This is a genomic window from Exiguobacterium sp. s63 (assembly GCF_018617335.1).
In the GTDB taxonomy this organism is placed as follows: Bacteria; Bacillota; Bacilli; order Exiguobacteriales; family Exiguobacteriaceae; genus Exiguobacterium.
The window spans coordinates 706378-721740 of sequence record NZ_JACSKB010000001.1 but is presented as its reverse complement, the minus strand read 5'-3'; the positions used below and the strand labels follow the sequence as shown (position 1 = coordinate 721740).

The 15363-nt window shown below is 48.2% G+C and carries 22 protein-coding genes; 19 read left to right on the top strand and 3 right to left on the bottom strand.

Annotated elements, in window-relative coordinates; all coding sequences use genetic code 11:
* Positions 1-14 precede the first annotated feature (14 nt).
* The 4 genes from KNO90_RS03695 (at position 15) to KNO90_RS03680 (ending at position 2399) form a co-directional block, all read left to right on the top strand.
* A complete protein-coding gene (locus KNO90_RS03695) occupies positions 15-569 on the top strand; it encodes a DUF6470 family protein (protein WP_251127317.1) in 555 nt (184 codons plus the stop codon).
* Between the two features lie 15 nt (positions 570-584).
* Positions 585-1022, top strand: a complete 438-nt coding sequence (gene fliW, locus KNO90_RS03690) for a flagellar assembly protein FliW (RefSeq protein ID WP_214741722.1) — start codon at positions 585-587, stop codon at positions 1020-1022.
* Positions 1022-1249, top strand: a complete 228-nt coding sequence (gene csrA, locus KNO90_RS03685; RefSeq protein ID WP_012726976.1) for a carbon storage regulator CsrA — start codon at positions 1022-1024, stop codon at positions 1247-1249. The genes fliW and csrA overlap by 1 nt, the downstream gene beginning before the upstream one ends.
* A 94-nt stretch (positions 1250-1343) precedes the next feature.
* Positions 1344-2399 (top strand): GGDEF domain-containing protein, encoded by a 1056-nt coding sequence (locus tag KNO90_RS03680; protein WP_215113019.1) that lies wholly within the window; start codon positions 1344-1346, stop codon positions 2397-2399.
* Between the two features lie 55 nt (positions 2400-2454).
* Here the strand turns inward: KNO90_RS03680 and KNO90_RS03675 are convergent, their stop codons facing one another.
* Complete coding sequence (locus tag KNO90_RS03675) at positions 2455-3369, bottom strand: YitT family protein (RefSeq protein ID WP_214741718.1); 915 nt, start codon at positions 3367-3369, stop codon at positions 2455-2457.
* Between the two features lie 179 nt (positions 3370-3548).
* On the opposite strand from KNO90_RS03675, the gene KNO90_RS03670 reads away from it, so the two are divergent.
* From KNO90_RS03670 to KNO90_RS03660, 3 genes are all read left to right on the top strand, one after another.
* The gene (locus tag KNO90_RS03670; RefSeq protein ID WP_215113018.1) at positions 3549-4409 is read left to right on the top strand and encodes a YitT family protein; all 861 of its coding nucleotides are present in this window, start codon (positions 3549-3551) and stop codon (positions 4407-4409) included.
* A gap of 109 nt (positions 4410-4518) precedes the next feature.
* Positions 4519-4806, top strand: coding sequence for a putative quinol monooxygenase (locus KNO90_RS03665; RefSeq protein WP_215113017.1), 288 nt, complete (start codon positions 4519-4521; stop codon positions 4804-4806).
* A gap of 102 nt (positions 4807-4908) precedes the next feature.
* Positions 4909-5844, top strand: coding sequence for a DMT family transporter (locus tag KNO90_RS03660; protein WP_215113016.1), 936 nt, complete (start codon positions 4909-4911; stop codon positions 5842-5844).
* Positions 5845-5881: 37 nt separating this feature from the next.
* Here the strand turns inward: KNO90_RS03660 and KNO90_RS03655 are convergent, their stop codons facing one another.
* Positions 5882-6379, bottom strand: a complete 498-nt coding sequence (locus KNO90_RS03655) for a hypothetical protein (protein ID WP_214741712.1) — start codon at positions 6377-6379, stop codon at positions 5882-5884.
* 156 nt (positions 6380-6535) lie between these two features.
* On the opposite strand from KNO90_RS03655, the gene KNO90_RS03650 reads away from it, so the two are divergent.
* From KNO90_RS03650 to KNO90_RS03610, 9 genes are all read left to right on the top strand, one after another.
* Positions 6536-7021 carry a hypothetical protein gene (locus tag KNO90_RS03650; RefSeq protein ID WP_215113015.1) on the top strand — a complete coding sequence of 162 codons (486 nt, stop codon included), beginning with the start codon at positions 6536-6538 and terminating at the stop codon, positions 7019-7021.
* A gap of 154 nt (positions 7022-7175) precedes the next feature.
* Positions 7176-8003 carry a GNAT family N-acetyltransferase gene (locus tag KNO90_RS03645; RefSeq protein WP_215113014.1) on the top strand — a complete coding sequence of 276 codons (828 nt, stop codon included), beginning with the start codon at positions 7176-7178 and terminating at the stop codon, positions 8001-8003.
* Positions 8004-8013: 10 nt separating this feature from the next.
* Positions 8014-8337, top strand: a complete 324-nt coding sequence (locus KNO90_RS03640; protein WP_215113013.1) for a hypothetical protein — start codon at positions 8014-8016, stop codon at positions 8335-8337.
* Positions 8338-8460: 123 nt separating this feature from the next.
* Positions 8461-9753, top strand: coding sequence for a methyl-accepting chemotaxis protein (locus KNO90_RS03635; RefSeq protein WP_214741702.1), 1293 nt, complete (start codon positions 8461-8463; stop codon positions 9751-9753).
* Positions 9754-9988: 235 nt separating this feature from the next.
* Positions 9989-10813, top strand: coding sequence for a flagellin N-terminal helical domain-containing protein (locus KNO90_RS03630; RefSeq protein WP_215113012.1), 825 nt, complete (start codon positions 9989-9991; stop codon positions 10811-10813).
* A gap of 362 nt (positions 10814-11175) precedes the next feature.
* Positions 11176-11532, top strand: a complete 357-nt coding sequence (locus KNO90_RS03625) for a flagellar protein FlaG (RefSeq protein ID WP_215113011.1) — start codon at positions 11176-11178, stop codon at positions 11530-11532.
* A gap of 12 nt (positions 11533-11544) precedes the next feature.
* A complete protein-coding gene (gene fliD / locus KNO90_RS03620) occupies positions 11545-13029 on the top strand; it encodes a flagellar filament capping protein FliD (protein WP_215113010.1) in 1485 nt (494 codons plus the stop codon).
* 14 nt (positions 13030-13043) lie between these two features.
* The gene (gene fliS / locus KNO90_RS03615; protein WP_215113009.1) at positions 13044-13418 is read left to right on the top strand and encodes a flagellar export chaperone FliS; all 375 of its coding nucleotides are present in this window, start codon (positions 13044-13046) and stop codon (positions 13416-13418) included.
* Complete coding sequence (locus KNO90_RS03610) at positions 13415-13768, top strand: flagellar protein FliT (RefSeq protein ID WP_159562652.1); 354 nt, start codon at positions 13415-13417, stop codon at positions 13766-13768. Before fliS ends, KNO90_RS03610 begins: the two co-directional genes overlap by 4 nt.
* Before the next feature lie 36 nt (positions 13769-13804).
* On the opposite strand, the gene KNO90_RS03605 is transcribed toward KNO90_RS03610, so the two are convergent.
* On the bottom strand, positions 13805-14182 hold the full coding sequence (locus KNO90_RS03605) for a DUF3021 family protein (RefSeq protein WP_215113008.1): 378 nt from the start codon (positions 14180-14182) through the stop codon (positions 13805-13807).
* A gap of 160 nt (positions 14183-14342) precedes the next feature.
* Here KNO90_RS03605 and KNO90_RS03600 point away from each other — a divergent pair, with 160 nt between their 5' ends.
* The 3 genes from KNO90_RS03600 to KNO90_RS14695 all read left to right on the top strand — a co-directional run bounded on the left by KNO90_RS03600 (position 14343) and on the right by KNO90_RS14695 (position 15279).
* A complete protein-coding gene (locus tag KNO90_RS03600) occupies positions 14343-14528 on the top strand; it encodes a hypothetical protein (protein WP_214741682.1) in 186 nt (61 codons plus the stop codon).
* A 229-nt stretch (positions 14529-14757) separates the two neighbouring features.
* On the top strand, positions 14758-14922 hold the full coding sequence (locus tag KNO90_RS14700; RefSeq protein ID WP_251127316.1) for a hypothetical protein: 165 nt from the start codon (positions 14758-14760) through the stop codon (positions 14920-14922).
* A gap of 66 nt (positions 14923-14988) precedes the next feature.
* A complete protein-coding gene (locus tag KNO90_RS14695; RefSeq protein WP_251127315.1) occupies positions 14989-15279 on the top strand; it encodes a hypothetical protein in 291 nt (96 codons plus the stop codon).
* Positions 15280-15363 lie beyond the last annotated feature (84 nt).

Sequence of the window (15363 nt, the reverse complement as noted above, 5' to 3'; positions counted from 1 at the left end):
TCGCGAGACTTGAGATGCGGCAGACATTTGCCGCAATCCAAATGACATCCAATCGGCCCGTGCTCGAGATGCGTCAAGGGCGGGCTGACCTGTCGATTCAACAAGGCAAAGCCGAGATAACGCAACAGACGACACCGGGAAAGCTTGAGGTCGACTCATCGGTGGCGAGAAGTGAGAGCAACCTGAAAGGCGTGCTTGAACTCGGGAAATACCTCGGTCAGATGGGGGAGAAAGGTGCCCATGAGGCGATGGCGAACATCGCCCGGGACGGGGACCGTCTGATGCGCATCGAGAACGGGAATCCGATTCCATCGATGGCAGCGGAGAAGGTGAACGACCCGTATCCGATTGTCGAGATGGGCTATATGCCAAAATCGATTGATCGTGTCAAGTTGACGTATACGCCGGCGAATGTAAAAATCGAGTGGAATATCACGCCACCCCAAATTGATGTATCGCTCACGCCAGCCGATATTTCGTTCACGCCATGGACGACGGACATCTCGCTCCGTCAACAGGCGTCACTCGAAATATGGCCGGTCGGCGGGATGTATGATGAAACGCGTTGAAAGTGAGGACAATCCATGTTCATTGAAACAGACTACTTTGGCAAGATTGAAATAAACGAAGCGGAGACGATCACATTCGTCAGTGAGATCCCGGGGTTCCCGGATTCGAAGACATTCGTGTTGATCCCGTATGGCGAGGAGTTACCGTTCTGGTCGCTTCAGTCAATCGAGGAACAAGCGTGTGCGTTCGTCGTGACAAATCCATTCTGGCATAAGTCGGACTATGCGTTCGAATTGTCGGATGGCGCGAAAGATCAACTCGGAATCGAAGAGGCGGAACACGTCTCAGTCTATTCCATCGTCACGCTCCGTGAACCGTTCGAATCGTCGACGCTCAACTTGAAGGCACCGATTGTCATTGAGACGAAGGAACGTCGTGGGAAACAAGTCATACTAGACGATGCGTATCCGGCCCGATATCCGCTCGGTGGCACGAAAGCGGAGGTGCGCTAATGCTCGTATTGAAACGAAAACAAGGTGAGGCCATCCATATCGGGGACGACGTGACGCTCACGGTACTCGCTATCGAAGGCGACCAGGTGAAGCTCGGGATCGATGCCCCACGTCATATCGATATCCACCGTCATGAAGTGTACATTCAAATGCAAGAAGAGAACGAGTCGGCACGAAATAGCGCCAACTTAATGAAGCAGATGATTCAGAAGCAGTCGGAAGCGTGAGCTTTCGACTTTTTTCATGAATCCGGTAATTGATGGATGACAGCGCTCGATTGGTTGGGATAGGATGGAAACGTGAAGGGAAGGAGGGGAATCTGTGGGAATCGTTATCAACCATTTTGTGATCAACATCAGTCTTATCTTTTTATTCATGTCGCTCACACTCTATGTGATGCGGACGGTCTTACCGATTCAACCGACTTCCCCGTTATTCGTACGATTTTGGTTCGGGGTATCGAACGGGTTGACGGCAATCCTGTTGACAATCAATGCGATTGAACTCGGTGATGCCCGCATTGATTTACGTCTGATTCCGATCGCCTTAGCCGCGACGTTCGCGGGACCGTTCGGGGCAATCGTCACGCTCGGACTCATCTTTATCGGTCGGATGACGATTCACGGGATGAGCGCTCCATTCATCGATGCCGTTCTCATGTTTGTTGTCTTTTTCTTGTTTTCTCTAGTGATGTCTCGTGTACCCTTCAGCCGTGGAAGAGGATATGCCACGTATATCGGATTCGGTGCACTACTTGTTTTGATCCGTGTGACCGGAAGTGTGGATGCTGAGGTGTTCGTGAAAGTGTTCATCCCGTATTTTCTAATGCTCTCACTGGGGGCCTGGCTCTGTTATTGGGCCGCAAAGAAAATCGAGACGCACCTATGGATGTTTCTTCTCCATACGCACCGGGCGACCATCGATGAATTGACGGGGCTTCCGAATCGGTATCGGACGTTAGAGCAAATGAACGACATGGAAATGTCCGGGAAGCCATGGACATTACTCGTCATCGATGTCGATCATTTCAAACAGTTGAATGATACATATGGACACTTGGCAGGAGACGCGGCGCTACGTCATATCGGACAAACGTTGGAGAGACATCGTCCATCGTCCGGATTTGTTGGACGCTATGGAGGAGAAGAGTTCTTGCTTGTCATCGAAGGGAATGAAGAGATGGCGAAGGTGGCAGAAGACATCGTGCACATGGTTCGCCACACGATGTTCGAATTTCAAGGTGAACGCATTCCGATGACCGTCTCCGTCGGGGTAGCGGTCGCAGGGCATGAACCGAGCATGGTCGTGTTTGAACGGGCAGATGCAGCATTATACGAAGCAAAACGAAATGGACGGGATCAAGTGAAGTTTGCATAAAAATCCCCTATAACCGTTGGCAATGATGGTCCAGCGGTTATAGGGGATTTCACGTTTAGTGAATATTTTTCTTCTTGAACTGACCGCCGCGGACGTCGTGAATGTTGCCGATGGCGAGGAAGGCTTTTTCGTCATAATCGTCCAAAATATCTTTCAGTTTCGTCTCTTCGAGTCGGCTGATGACTGTGAAGACGACTTTTTTTCCGTCACCCGTGTAGGCACCTTCTCCATGAAGATACGTCACACCACGACCGAGCCGGTCCATGATGGCCTGTCCGATATCGTCAGGTGCGGACGTGATAATCCACGCCGCTTTCGATTGATCAATCCCTTCTAAGACGACATCGATTGTTTTGAAGGCGATAAAGTATGTGAGGAGTGAGTACATGGCACGGTCCCAACTGAAAACGAAACCGGCTGTCCCGAGGATGAAGATGTTGAAGAACATGACAATCTCGCCGACGGAGAACGGCAACCGGTTCGTGAAGGCGACGGCGAGAATCTCCGTTCCATCGAGCGACCCCCCTGCACGGATGACGAGGCCGATTCCGGCACCTAGTAAGAAGCCGCCGAAGACAGTCGACAAAAGGAGGTCGTCTGTGAACGGGTTGATGTTATGCAGGACGATGGTGAAACCGGACATAAGTAAGATGGCCGTCAACGTGACGACGGCAAACGTTTTCCCGATTTGCCGATACCCGAAGTAGATGAACGGCAAATTGAAGAGGACGAGCCAGATGGCCAGCTTCGTTTCGGTCAGGTACGACACGATGATCGACACACCGACGATACCGCCGTCGATGATCTGATTCGGTACGAGGAACGCTTCCAAGCCGACCGCGAAAACAAGAGAACCGAGCAATAAGAGGACCACTTTCGCAAACAGTTCGGACGCCTTGATCGGATTATGTTCGCGCCTTAAGCGCTGCACTTCCTCCGGTGTCGGGGAAGGCATGGGTGTACGCTGCATACATGGTGCCCCCTTTCCATTTCCTTCAGTATACCAAATGATGCGAAGCGACAATCATTTACGACAGAGAATCTGACATGAATATTCAGAATTGATGAATGATTCTTGACAAGTTATTTTGATATCATTTTGTGTTAGGCTAAGAAGATTGTTGAACAATGGATGGAGGTCTATACATCATGAAACGAGAAAACAGGAAGTGGTTGATGGGTTTTCAAATCATCATGAATATCATTGGAGGACTCATCGCAGCGTATGGGTTAGAGTCCGTTCTCATTCCGAATGATGTGTCGGATGGGGGCGTCACCGGAATCAGTATCGTCGGGTCACAGCTGACAGGGTTGCCGCTCGGTATTTTCATTGGGTTGTTGAATATCCCATTTATCTATCTAGGATATAAACAGATTGGGAAGAGCTTCGCCATCCTCTCGGTTACCGGGATTGCGTCCTTGTCTGTCGGTACGGTCATCATGCACCACGTACCGACCATCATCGAAGGGGACGCGCTCCTCATCACCGTGGTCGGTGGAATCATCCTCGGATTCGGGATGGGGATTTCGCTTCGTAATGGGGGCGCGCTTGACGGCATCGACATGTTGGCGGTCCTCTTATCACGGAAACTGCCGTTCGGGACGAGTGATTTGATCCTGTTTTTGAATACGTTCGTCTTTATCGTCGTCTCGACGGTGTTCGGTCTTCAAGGGGCCGTCTTGTCCGCCATCGCCTACTTCATCGCCTCGAAAGTGATTCATATCGTTGAAGAGGGATTGAGCGGGGCGAAAACATTCAAAATCATCACGAGTGAACCTCATGAGATGGTCGAGACGATTCGGGACCGTCTCGGACGGAGCGCCACGTTGAATCAAATCCAAGGGGCGTATTCCAAGGAAAGCTATTATGAAATCACGTGTGTCATCAACCGGCTCGAGGAACGAAAGATCAAAGACATCATCGATGATGTCGACCCGAAAGCGTTCGTCGTCGTGTATGAGGTGACAGAGGTCAAAGGTGGGAATTTCCAAAAACGCGATATTCATTAACGGATGACCAAGGGTCGTCCGTTTTTTAAATCTGCAGGGATCCGTCCAGGCAGGAAATCACATAGGGAAAGTGGAAGAAGTCGATGCTAGAGAAAGGGGAGGATTGGGAATGTACGCACTGATTGGAAAGCTTGTCACGAAAGCGGGGCAACGCGACAGACTCGTGGCGATTTTATCGGAAGCGGCGCGGGAGATGGAGGCGACATCGGACTGTGAATCGTATAGGGTCCATGTGTCGCTCGACGAAGCGAATACCGTGTTTGTCTATGAAGTATGGCGAAATGAAGAGGCGCATGCGGCATCGTTGTCGCTTGCTGAAGTGAGGGCGTATATTGATCAGGCGAAGCCGATCCTCGAGCGGATGGAGCGGATCGCCGCGCTCGAACCCCGGACATGACCGAGTGGGAATAACGAAACGGATGGCGAAGCGCTGTCCGTTTTTTGCAGGAGAAATCACAAGATGTCGAGAACATGACAGGATTCGGAAAGGAGGGATCGCATGCGCCCACTCATACTCGGTGTCTTCGCTGCCTTGTTTTTTGCGAGCACGTTCGTGTTGAACGAAGTGATGCAAGTCGGGGGTGGCAACTTTGCCTATAGTGCTTCACTCCGCTTTTTGTGGATGATTCCGTTACTGCTAGTTGTGGTCGCGTTTCGTGGTGGACTCAAGCGAGTTCTCTCAACATTGAAAGAAAGTCCTCGTCCATGGATGGTTTGGGGGACGGTCGGGTTCGGATTGTTTTACGTCCCGATTTGTCTCGCGGCTGAGGTCGCACCCCCATGGCTGATTGCGGGCACGTGGCAAGTGACCATTGTCGCTGGGGCACTGTTGTCCCCACTCTTCAAGAAGATAGACGGGACACGGGAACGCATCCCGTGGCGCGGACTTCGCTTCTCCATCTTGATTTTAATTGGGGTCGCATTGATGCAAGTGGAGTTCTTTGAATCGTTTGAACCTCGCTTCCTTTGGCTCGGGGTCGTCCCGGTCATCATTGCCGCGTTCGCCTACCCGCTCGGGAACCGAAAGATGATGCAACATACGAACCTCGACGTGTTCGAGCGAATTCTCGGGATGTGCCTCGGGTCTCTCCCGGTCTGGCTATTGTTGTTTGGGTACGGCTTGACGACGGGGCGTCCCTCGTCGAGTCAACTCGGACAGACGTTCCTCGTCGCCCTGTTATCTGGAATTGTCGCGACGGTTCTCTTTTTCATGGCGACCGATCTCGTCAAACAGGACATGAGAAAACTTTCATCCGTTGAAGCGACGCAAGCGCTTGAAGTCCTGTTCGCGCTCATTGGGGAACTGGTCTTCCTGCATACCGTCATGCCGTCACCGATCGCCTTGTCTGGAATCGCGCTCGTCATAATCGGGGTCGTTTTGCACAGTTGGAGTCAGTTCATGGAGCTCCCGACCGTCGTCCGCCAAGAAGCATAAAAAATCCCCTCGGTCTTATGGACGAGGGGGATTGTCATCAACTTGTTGTCAAACTGCCTTTGACTTTGTCATAGAAATCATCCATCATACCGGTACGGCTACCGAGTTGGCAGATGAGTTCGAGCGTTTCTTTATAGAACTTCTTGACGAGTCCTTTGTTTTTGATGCCGTCCATCGATGCAAGTGTCTTGTCGAGATTCTCTAAAATCTCTTGAATCTGTGCGTCCGAGTCCGGTTTGACGACCGTCATGTTCTCGGGGATGCTGACGACTTTCTCTTGGCCTTGGTGGCGGAATGATGCGCCGAAGCCGAGGTTTTCGATGAAGAGGTGTGGCATCACTTTTTGACCGAAGAAATGTTTGTGCCAGTCCGTTGCTTTCATCGTGTCCATGTCCTGTTTGAACGTAGATGCCGTCGAGACATATTGTTTAAACAAATCCGTCATGAATTTCTCGATGACTGGGATTTGAAGGGCGAAGACGTTTTTCAAGAGCGCATCGAGCTGGGCGCGCGTCAAAGTAGTTTCGTTAGACATGTCAGTTCCTCTTTTCTATAGTACGTTACTACCATCGTATGGGATTGACGGACACTCGTCAATGTAAGGGGAAACATTTTTTCAGAATATTTAATGAAAAGTCGGCAACTTGTGGGATAATCAAGTGAAGACATCAACAAGTGAGGAGTGGTTCTTGTGAACAAATCGATGAAATGGGCGCTCGCGCTCGGTGTGACAGGTGCATTGGTAGCAACGGTCGGTGTCGTCTCGTCCCGGGGGCGGACAGAAGATACGACGCAGACGATTCGTGACCGAGAGCTCGGCTATGAGATCATCTTGCCAACAAAAATTGTCGAGGCAATCGAGCGAGGGGACGTCTATATTGAGAAAGCGCAAGACGTTGTTGACATCGGTGACACGAAGAGCTACGGCACGTTCGATTTGTACTACAACGTCGAGAACGGGGACGACCAGCTCTTGTTCCACTTGGACTTGATTGACCGCGAGTTGACACAAGAGGCGTTCGCGACAGAAGTTGGCTACGGCAACTATCTCGGAACGAACGACAAGACGTTCTTCTGGGTCGAACCGACAGAGGCCGTCCCGGGTGCGGAGGCACATACGGACGAGATTGCCGAGTTGATCGAGACACTCCCTGAGTTGGAGTTCCGGACGTTATAATATTGTGAGACTGTAAACGGCTGGATCGTTTGCAGTCTTTTTAGAATGGGTGGTCGTGTGCAAGAAGTGACGCAGAATGAACGGAATGACTGAGAGCTTGCTCGCTAAGGCGGGCTTTTTCCTTTGTGCTACAATAACAGATGAGGTGATATGAATGAAATGGACAGTAGAAGAGGTAAGGCAGGCAGATGACGTCAAGGCGCTAGAACAGGCGGTCAACGCGAACGACAAGATTGACGTGAAAGTCGGCCATGAGTCGGTCGGACAGAACGACTATGCGGTATATGACGAGGAGACACTCGTCGGGTATCTCATGCTTTTCCCGTATCTCCCGAACGAGTATGAAGTGAATGCCCTTGTCCACCCGAAATACCGCAAGCAAGGTGTCTTCACGGCACTGCTTGAGACGGCGAGACAAGATGCGAAATTGAACGGTTGCGAAGCGTTCACGTTCGTCATCGACCGAAATTCAGCGTCCGGGAAAGCAGTGCTCGATCATCTTCAGGCGGCGTATCAGTTCTCGGAATACAATCTTGTCTTGAAAAAGGCGGAATTGTTCTTGAAGCCGAACGAGGTATCGCTACGTGAGGCGACAGCAGACGACCGTCCGCTCATCATTGCGACGCTCAGCGAGGCGTTCGGTGACCCGGTCGATGTGACGGAAAACATCTATCAACAAATCGACACGCCGGACCGCGTGACATACATCGGGGAAGTCGACGGCAAACCGGTCGGTGTCATCCGTGCCCTTCTCGTCGGTGACGACGCGGCAAGTATCCACGCGTTCGGGGTCAAAGCAGGAGAGCAAGGCAAAGGCTACGGTACGAAAATGTTGAAACAGATGGTCCAACAACTGTTCCGAATGGGTCGGACGAAAGTCGAACTCGATGTCGAGACGGAAAACAAGGCGGCGCTCGAGATCTACAAACGCGCCGGTTTTGCGGAGAATGGCGGCTATGAGTTTTACATGATCGAAGTGTGAGGTGAACCACATGGTGAAAAATCTGAAATGGCTCGGCGCGGCGTTTGAAGCCTTTCTCGGGATTCCGCTTCTCGGCGGTCTCTTCATCATCGGGATGGGCTATTCCCCCCTCGGTTTCATGTTCGTGTACCACGTGATCGTATTGATTCTTTCTTTCAGTCGACTGAATCGATTCTCTTACGGCGCGGCGGTCGGAATTGCGGCATCAATCCTCGGCATCATTCCGTTTGTCGGAATGATGCTGCACTGGGCGGCTGCCATTACGCTCGCGATTGATGCGGCGACTACACCACGACGGGTGGCGCATGTCGAACGAGACGACGAAGCATTCTAACGAAACGTACTCCTTGACGGGGGTACGTTTTTTCATTGACCAAACGTTCAACTGAAAACGCTATACATTCATTGGAAATCGGACGATATAAGGAGTGATGAACACAATGAGGAGGAACAAACAGTGAAAGTATTTAAAAACTTTACGACGCAATTGCTCGCGTGGATTTTGGTCACGTCCTTTATCACGGGCGGAGCAGTCGGCTACATCACCCTATTACTCTTGACGGAACTCGAGATGGAACAAGGTCAAGTCATGCTCGTCGGTACGGTCGTGGCATTACTTGTCTCATCACTCGGCGGAATCGTCATTTACTTGATTGCCCGTCGTCCACTGAAAGCGGTCGAGATGGCTTCTGAAAAAGCAGTCGAAGTCGGGAACGGTGACTTGACGGTGCACTTCGCCGACGAGAAGACGACGGATCGTTCAGAGATGGGACGTTTGCTCTTATCGATGGACAACATGGTTGAACACCTTCGGGAGCAAGGCACGAACATGCGTTACACGGCGGATCAATTGACAGGTTCGGCACAAGAAATCGCAGCAGCGGTCCAAGAAGGGAATGTTGCAGGCGAAAACATTCGTGTAGCAATGGATTCCCTCAATAAGATGTTAGAAGACAACGTCAGTGCGACATATAGTTCGATGGACTTGCTTGGAGCGGTCGCGCGTACGATGGAGAGCATCCGCCAAGAGATGTCATCGGCGCTTGATTCAGCGAGTGAGATGCAACAGGAAGCGGAGAGTGGGAAAGGTCTTGCCTCGTCTTCCGTCAATGCGATGCATGCGATTGCTGGGAAAGTGGAGCAATCATCAACACTTAACAGCCAGTTGACAGAAATGACAGGCGAAATCTCGCGTATCACGGATGTCATCAGTGACATCTCGGCACAGACGAACTTGCTTGCCTTGAACGCATCAATCGAAGCGGCACGTGCTGGTGAGCATGGTCGTGGGTTTGCCGTCGTAGCGGCAGAAGTGAAAAAGCTCGCGGAACAAACTGCGAACTCAACTCAAGAAATCACAGATCTCATCGTAGACGTGAAACGTCTCGTTGGCGATACATCGTCTTCAATGGCGAACGTCAAAGCGGAAGTAGAGACAGGTGTCGGCTTAGTTGAAAAAGCAGGTGGTGCTTTCGCATCGATCCACAACTCGGCAAATGAAGTATACAGCCATGTTCATTCGGTCGATTCACTCTTGGATGAGTCACGCGGTCAAATCGATTCGGTCGTGACGAACTCGGCAGGCATCGTTGGCATGGTCGAAGAAGCATCGCGTTATGCGAATGAAGTGACGTCAGCGGCGAGCCAGCAAGCGGCAAGTCTTGGTGAAGTGAACGGGGCGATGTCAGAGCTCGTTCGTGTCGCGGAAAGTTTGCAGAATGAGACGGAACAGATGAAGGTGGAAGCATAAAAGGCTGAAAACGTCCCAGTGATGGGGCGTTTTTTATGACTTCAATATAAAATTTGAAGAAATTATAAAAAAAGTTGTAAAAAGACTAAACTGCCGAGCTTCCACTCCGATATAGAGTATGGAAACGATAAAACGTTCCAACAAATGTAAGGTGAGGGGCCGGCCTAAACCTTACATGCTCGGACAAACGGATTTGGAAGAGCGGAAAAACTCAAACCTATGGAGGGAAATTACAATGATTATCAACCACAACCTTAACGCAATGAACGCACACCGTAACATGGCAATGAACACTACTAACGCAGGGAAGGCAATGGAGAAACTATCTTCAGGTCTCCGTATCAACCGTGCTGGCGATGACGCTGCTGGTCTTGCAATCTCTGAAAAAATGCGTGGTCAAGTACGTGGTCTCGATCAAGCTGCACGTAACTCACAAGATGGAATCTCTATGATTCAAACTGCTGAGGGTGCATTGAACGAAACTCATGATATCCTTCAACGTATGCGTGAACTTGCTGTTCAATCTTCAAACGATACAAACACTGCTGATGACCGTGCTCAAATCCAATTGGAAGTTGCAGATTTGATTGAAGAAATCGATCGTATCGCAACTACTACACAGTTCAACACACAGAACCTCTTAGACGCTACTGGTGGTACTGGTGGAGCATTTGACTTCCAAATCGGTGCGAACACAACTCAAACAATTACTGTTACTTTCGCTGATATGCAAGCTACTGCATTAGGCGTAAATGCAATTGACTTAGGAGCAGATTCAGCAACTTCAACTGCAGCAATCGCTACAATTGATGCTGCTACAAAATTAGTTTCTGACGAGCGTGCACAACTTGGTGCGAAACAAAACCGTTTAGAGCACACAATCAAAAACTTGAATGTTGGTTCTGAAAACCTTCAAGCTGCTGAGTCACGTATCCGTGACGTTGATATGGCTAAAGAGATGATGAACTTCACAAAGAACAACATCTTGAACCAAGCATCACAAGCAATGTTGGCGCAAGCAAACCAACAGCCACAAGCTGTTCTTCAATTGCTCCGTTAATCTAATAACTAAAGATTTATTGAGTTATACTGTAAAAAACCGTGGGGAAAATTCCTCACGGTTTTTGTGTTTCATAATTTCTTAAGCAGTTGACGCAACGAAACCTACGATTATTTTCTATCTCAAGTTTTTATATTTACAAAGTCTAAGAATGACAAATAGTTTATAAGTGCCTGAAACGTAATTTTTGTACTTGTAGCGTAAAGAGGTGAAGACAAATAACCTACAATAACTCTGAATCATCGATCTTGAGAAAAAAGCATATATATAAATCAATTCATCAAATAGCTATAAATTTACTTCATTTATACCGATAATGTTCATGAGAACAAAGAACAACTATATAGGAGGAGTAGAAGCGCATGAACCCGACCATTTCAGAAGTCCGGTTGCACCTACCTTCTTCCGTCTTGCCGTATGAACAAACAAAAAACGTGTTCGTCGAAGCGAATCAAGTAAAGCTTGCTGACGAGGGCATCGTCATTCTTCCGACGCCTCAGCACGTAACAAAGTTAGAGGCGGCTGTCGAGAAGGCAAACCAGTTGTTAGAACAACAGCGGACAGGATTAAAATTTATGAAGCACGAAAAGTTGAATGATTATTACATTCAAATCGTAGATTCCAATAATGATGTAATTCGTGAAATCCCAAGTAAAAAATCTTTAGACTTTTTTGCAGCGTTTATGGAATTTAATCATCTCTTCGATGAACGAGTATAAAGGAGTGATTCGATGACAACACCGATTCGATTAGGTGGTTTAGCCAGTGGGATTGATACAGATTCGATTATAAAGCAATTGATGACAGCGGAAAGAATTCCGGTTGACCGGCTTGAGCAAAAAAAACAACTAACAACTTGGAAAGTTGATGCATTTCGAGAAGTAAATCGCTCATTACTTGCACTAAGAAATAGTGCGGTCGACTTGACATTAAGCAAGAATTTTTATGCAAGAATTGCGACTTCTTCTGATGAATCAAAGGTGACTGTAACCGCGACACCTTCTGCTGGAAACACGTCTATTCAAATTACATCGGTTGATGCGTTGGCAAAGAATGCGTCAACTTATAGTGCAATGCCGAACGGTGTAACAGAAGTGGTAGATCAAAACAATCTAAAAGTAACAAGAGATACTAAGTTAGTAGATTTAAATGGAGTGATTCCATCTACACTATCCTTTAAATCGAGTGAAAGTAACGCTATGGTTTCATTAGATTTAACCGATACGTCCACAGTCGGTGATTTATTAACAAAGTTGAATGCTAAAGGTAGCGGTGTTTCTGCATTTTTCGATGATGCCACAGGAAAGTTGTCTATCACATCGAGACTAACAGGGACTGATGCAACAATTGAATTCAGTGACACAGCCATTACAGATGCCTTTTATTTAACGAACGGAGTAAACGGTTCGAATGCAGAATTTACTGTAAATGGGATGGCAATTTCTCGCCAGAGTAACACTGTAACGATTGATAATGTAACACTTACTTTAAATCAGACGTTTGATACTAGCAGTGCTCCGGTGACGCTCGATACAAAACCAGATACTCAAGCTGTGTTCGAAAACATTAAATCCTTTGTTGAAAAATATAACGAGACGATTGAATTAATGAACTCGAAGTATTCTGAGCGTCAGTATCGCGATTTTCCACCACTAACGAAAGAGCAAAAAGAAGAACTTAGTGAAGAGGAAATTAAGAAATGGGAAGAGAAAGCAATGAGCGGTCTCTTGCGGAGCGATACAAAAATTCGTTCTGGGTTAGATAGTTTAAGAAATGCATGGTCGTCCACGAATGTTACAACTTCTGGTCCTAATCAACTTTATCAAATCGGGTTATCAACCGGCAAAGACTTTAGAGCAGGTGGTAAAATTGAAATTGATGAAACTAAGTTGAAAGAAGCAATCGAATCTGACCCTGATGCAGTTTATAAATTATTTACTGATGCAACAGACGGATTATTAACGAAAGTTCGCGACATCACAAGAGATGTTAGAACTGGTATAAGTAGAGAAGCCGGCGCTGACGGAGGATTATCAAACTCATTTAGCTTAGGTAAACAATTGGTGGCAATCGATACTAGAATCGAGGCTTTAAATCGACTATTGGTTGACAAAGAAAATACCTATTACCGACGCTTTGCAGCAATGGAACAAGCGATGAATCAGGCGAACTCACAAGCTGGGTATCTCCAACAATTTATGGCTGGCGGTATGTAAGAGGAGGAATTTAAATGGTGGCGAATCCATATGCAACTTATCAAAATAATGCGGTCACAACCGCAAACCCACAGGAACTGACGCTTATGCTTTATGATGGGGCGCTCAAGTTCACGCGCCTAGCCAAACTCGCTATCGACCAGGGGAATCCTGATTTAAAGAACACCAATATTCAAAAGACGCAAGCCATCTTCCAAGAACTTCGTCTCACACTCAACAAAGACGTCGCTATCTCGGCGAACTTGGACTCGCTCTATGACTACATGTGGCGTCGGCTCGTTGATGCGAACGTCAAGAACGACACAACCATCCTCGACGAAGTGCTCGACTTCACAACGGAACTCCGTGACACGTGGAAGGAAGCGATGAAACTCGCGAAGCAGTCATGAGACCGATTGATGAAATCATCTTAAAGACACAGCGCTTAAAAGAGTTGCTCGCACAAGTTCCGGAAGAACCGACGTATGATACATGGATGGAACAGATTCATGAGCTCTTGGACGATCGGGAACAGTTGCTCGCAGCACACGGTCCCGATCTGGAGAAAGCCGATCAGACGGTCCTCAGGCAACTCGTCGACGACAGTCAAAAGATTTCTCGTCTCATTGAAGCCGAACATCAGCGCCTCGGGATGACGCTCGGGACGGCTCGGATGGAGCGGAAGACGGTCAAGTCCTACGTCGATCCATATGAGGACGTCGATTCCAACTTTTCCGGTCTATTTGACCAACAGACATAACAAAAGCTCGAAGGCGCATGCCTTCGAGCTTTTGTGTTAAGAGGCGTTGACTTGGCGTCGCATCCGGATGATGAAATAAGAAAAGGTAAACAAGATGAGACCACTTACCGTAAAGTTCAAGTAGAGACGTGCAGCATCGTGAAGTGATGTGATTGGCGTAGCTCCACCGAACCAAAGGAGTGGCAGAATCGTCACGTGCATGATGCTCCAGTGAATGAAAATCTGCTTTTTGAACGACCAATGTCGAACTTCGTAAATGACACTCGTGAGCCCGAGAAAGAAGGCGACCCCGGCATAAACGAGCATAGCGTGTACAGCGTCTGTATTTCCTGACCAGCTTTGATAGAGGGCGAGTATGGCGAATGGTAGAGACCAGATGAGACTCCGTATGATTCCTTTTTTCAATAATTGCATATGAATCTTCCTTTCATCGCATCGTTTTATCTGTATACGTGTAGGGGGAGGGAAAAGTTTCATCTGCAGAGTAGGGGTGAAATGACGTCTGTTTTCCGCTATAATCGGGTAAATATCAATGTAGCCGTTGCTTCTTTTCTGGAAAGAGGAGGGAAACGAGATGCGTGAGAAAGAGTCCAAATCGGTATCGTCACGGAAACGCCGTTATTTCGTCTATGGTCCAGAGGGAGCGTACGATGAATATGTGGAGCGGGACCCGAAACTCGAGGCATATGTCGAAGAAGATACGCCGTTTGAGGATCGTCCCGACCCATACGAGGAAGAAGAGCTGAAATCAAGAGGATAAGTATACAAGTCAAGGTCCAATTATGGACCTTGACTTGTATTTTGCCTGGAACTTTTTCTTTTCACGATATGGATTGCCAATTCGTTATATTCGTCTTAACTACATTGCTTGGATTATGAAAAGGGAGAGATGAAGATGAATATGAAACGATTTGGCTTACTGGTGCTTACTATTCATCAGATGCGTGGAAGAAGATGAACTGAAGACGACGGCCGCGGATACGGAATAAGTGGCAGAGGTGGAAGCGAGTGCGCCTGAGGAATCGATTATTGAGAACGAAGACGTTCAAGAGAGTGAGCTCGGCACAAACAAGATCTATATGAAAAACAAAGCACTCACCATCACGGAGACGATGGGACCGATTCAGTTCGCCATCCACAAGGTACAAACGTAACGTCTAACGGTCGCGGAAGCTTATAGCGACTCATTCGATGGACAAGAAGAGGTGACCGTCGTCGCGATGAATATGTTAGTCGAGAACACAGTCGACGAGACGATGAGTCTCCATCCGAATCAGGCGGCACTCGTGACGAACACGGGGGAGCAAGTCTCTTCTGACTTATGGTTCTCGGATGACGTTGGTGGAGAATTTTTAGGAAAAGTGAAGAAGGAAGGAAATGTTCTCTTCTTCGTCAAAGCAAAACCAGAAGAGTTGACTGATTTGAAGGTCGTCATCGACGGCCCGTTTGATGAGCAGTTCGATAAAGTGGCAGAAGAACGCTATGAATACACAATCGACGTATCGAAATAAAAGGTGGCGTGCCGATATAACTCGGCACGCCATATTTATCTAGTTTAAACTCGAGCGATAGAGGAGAATCAACTTATCCAATCT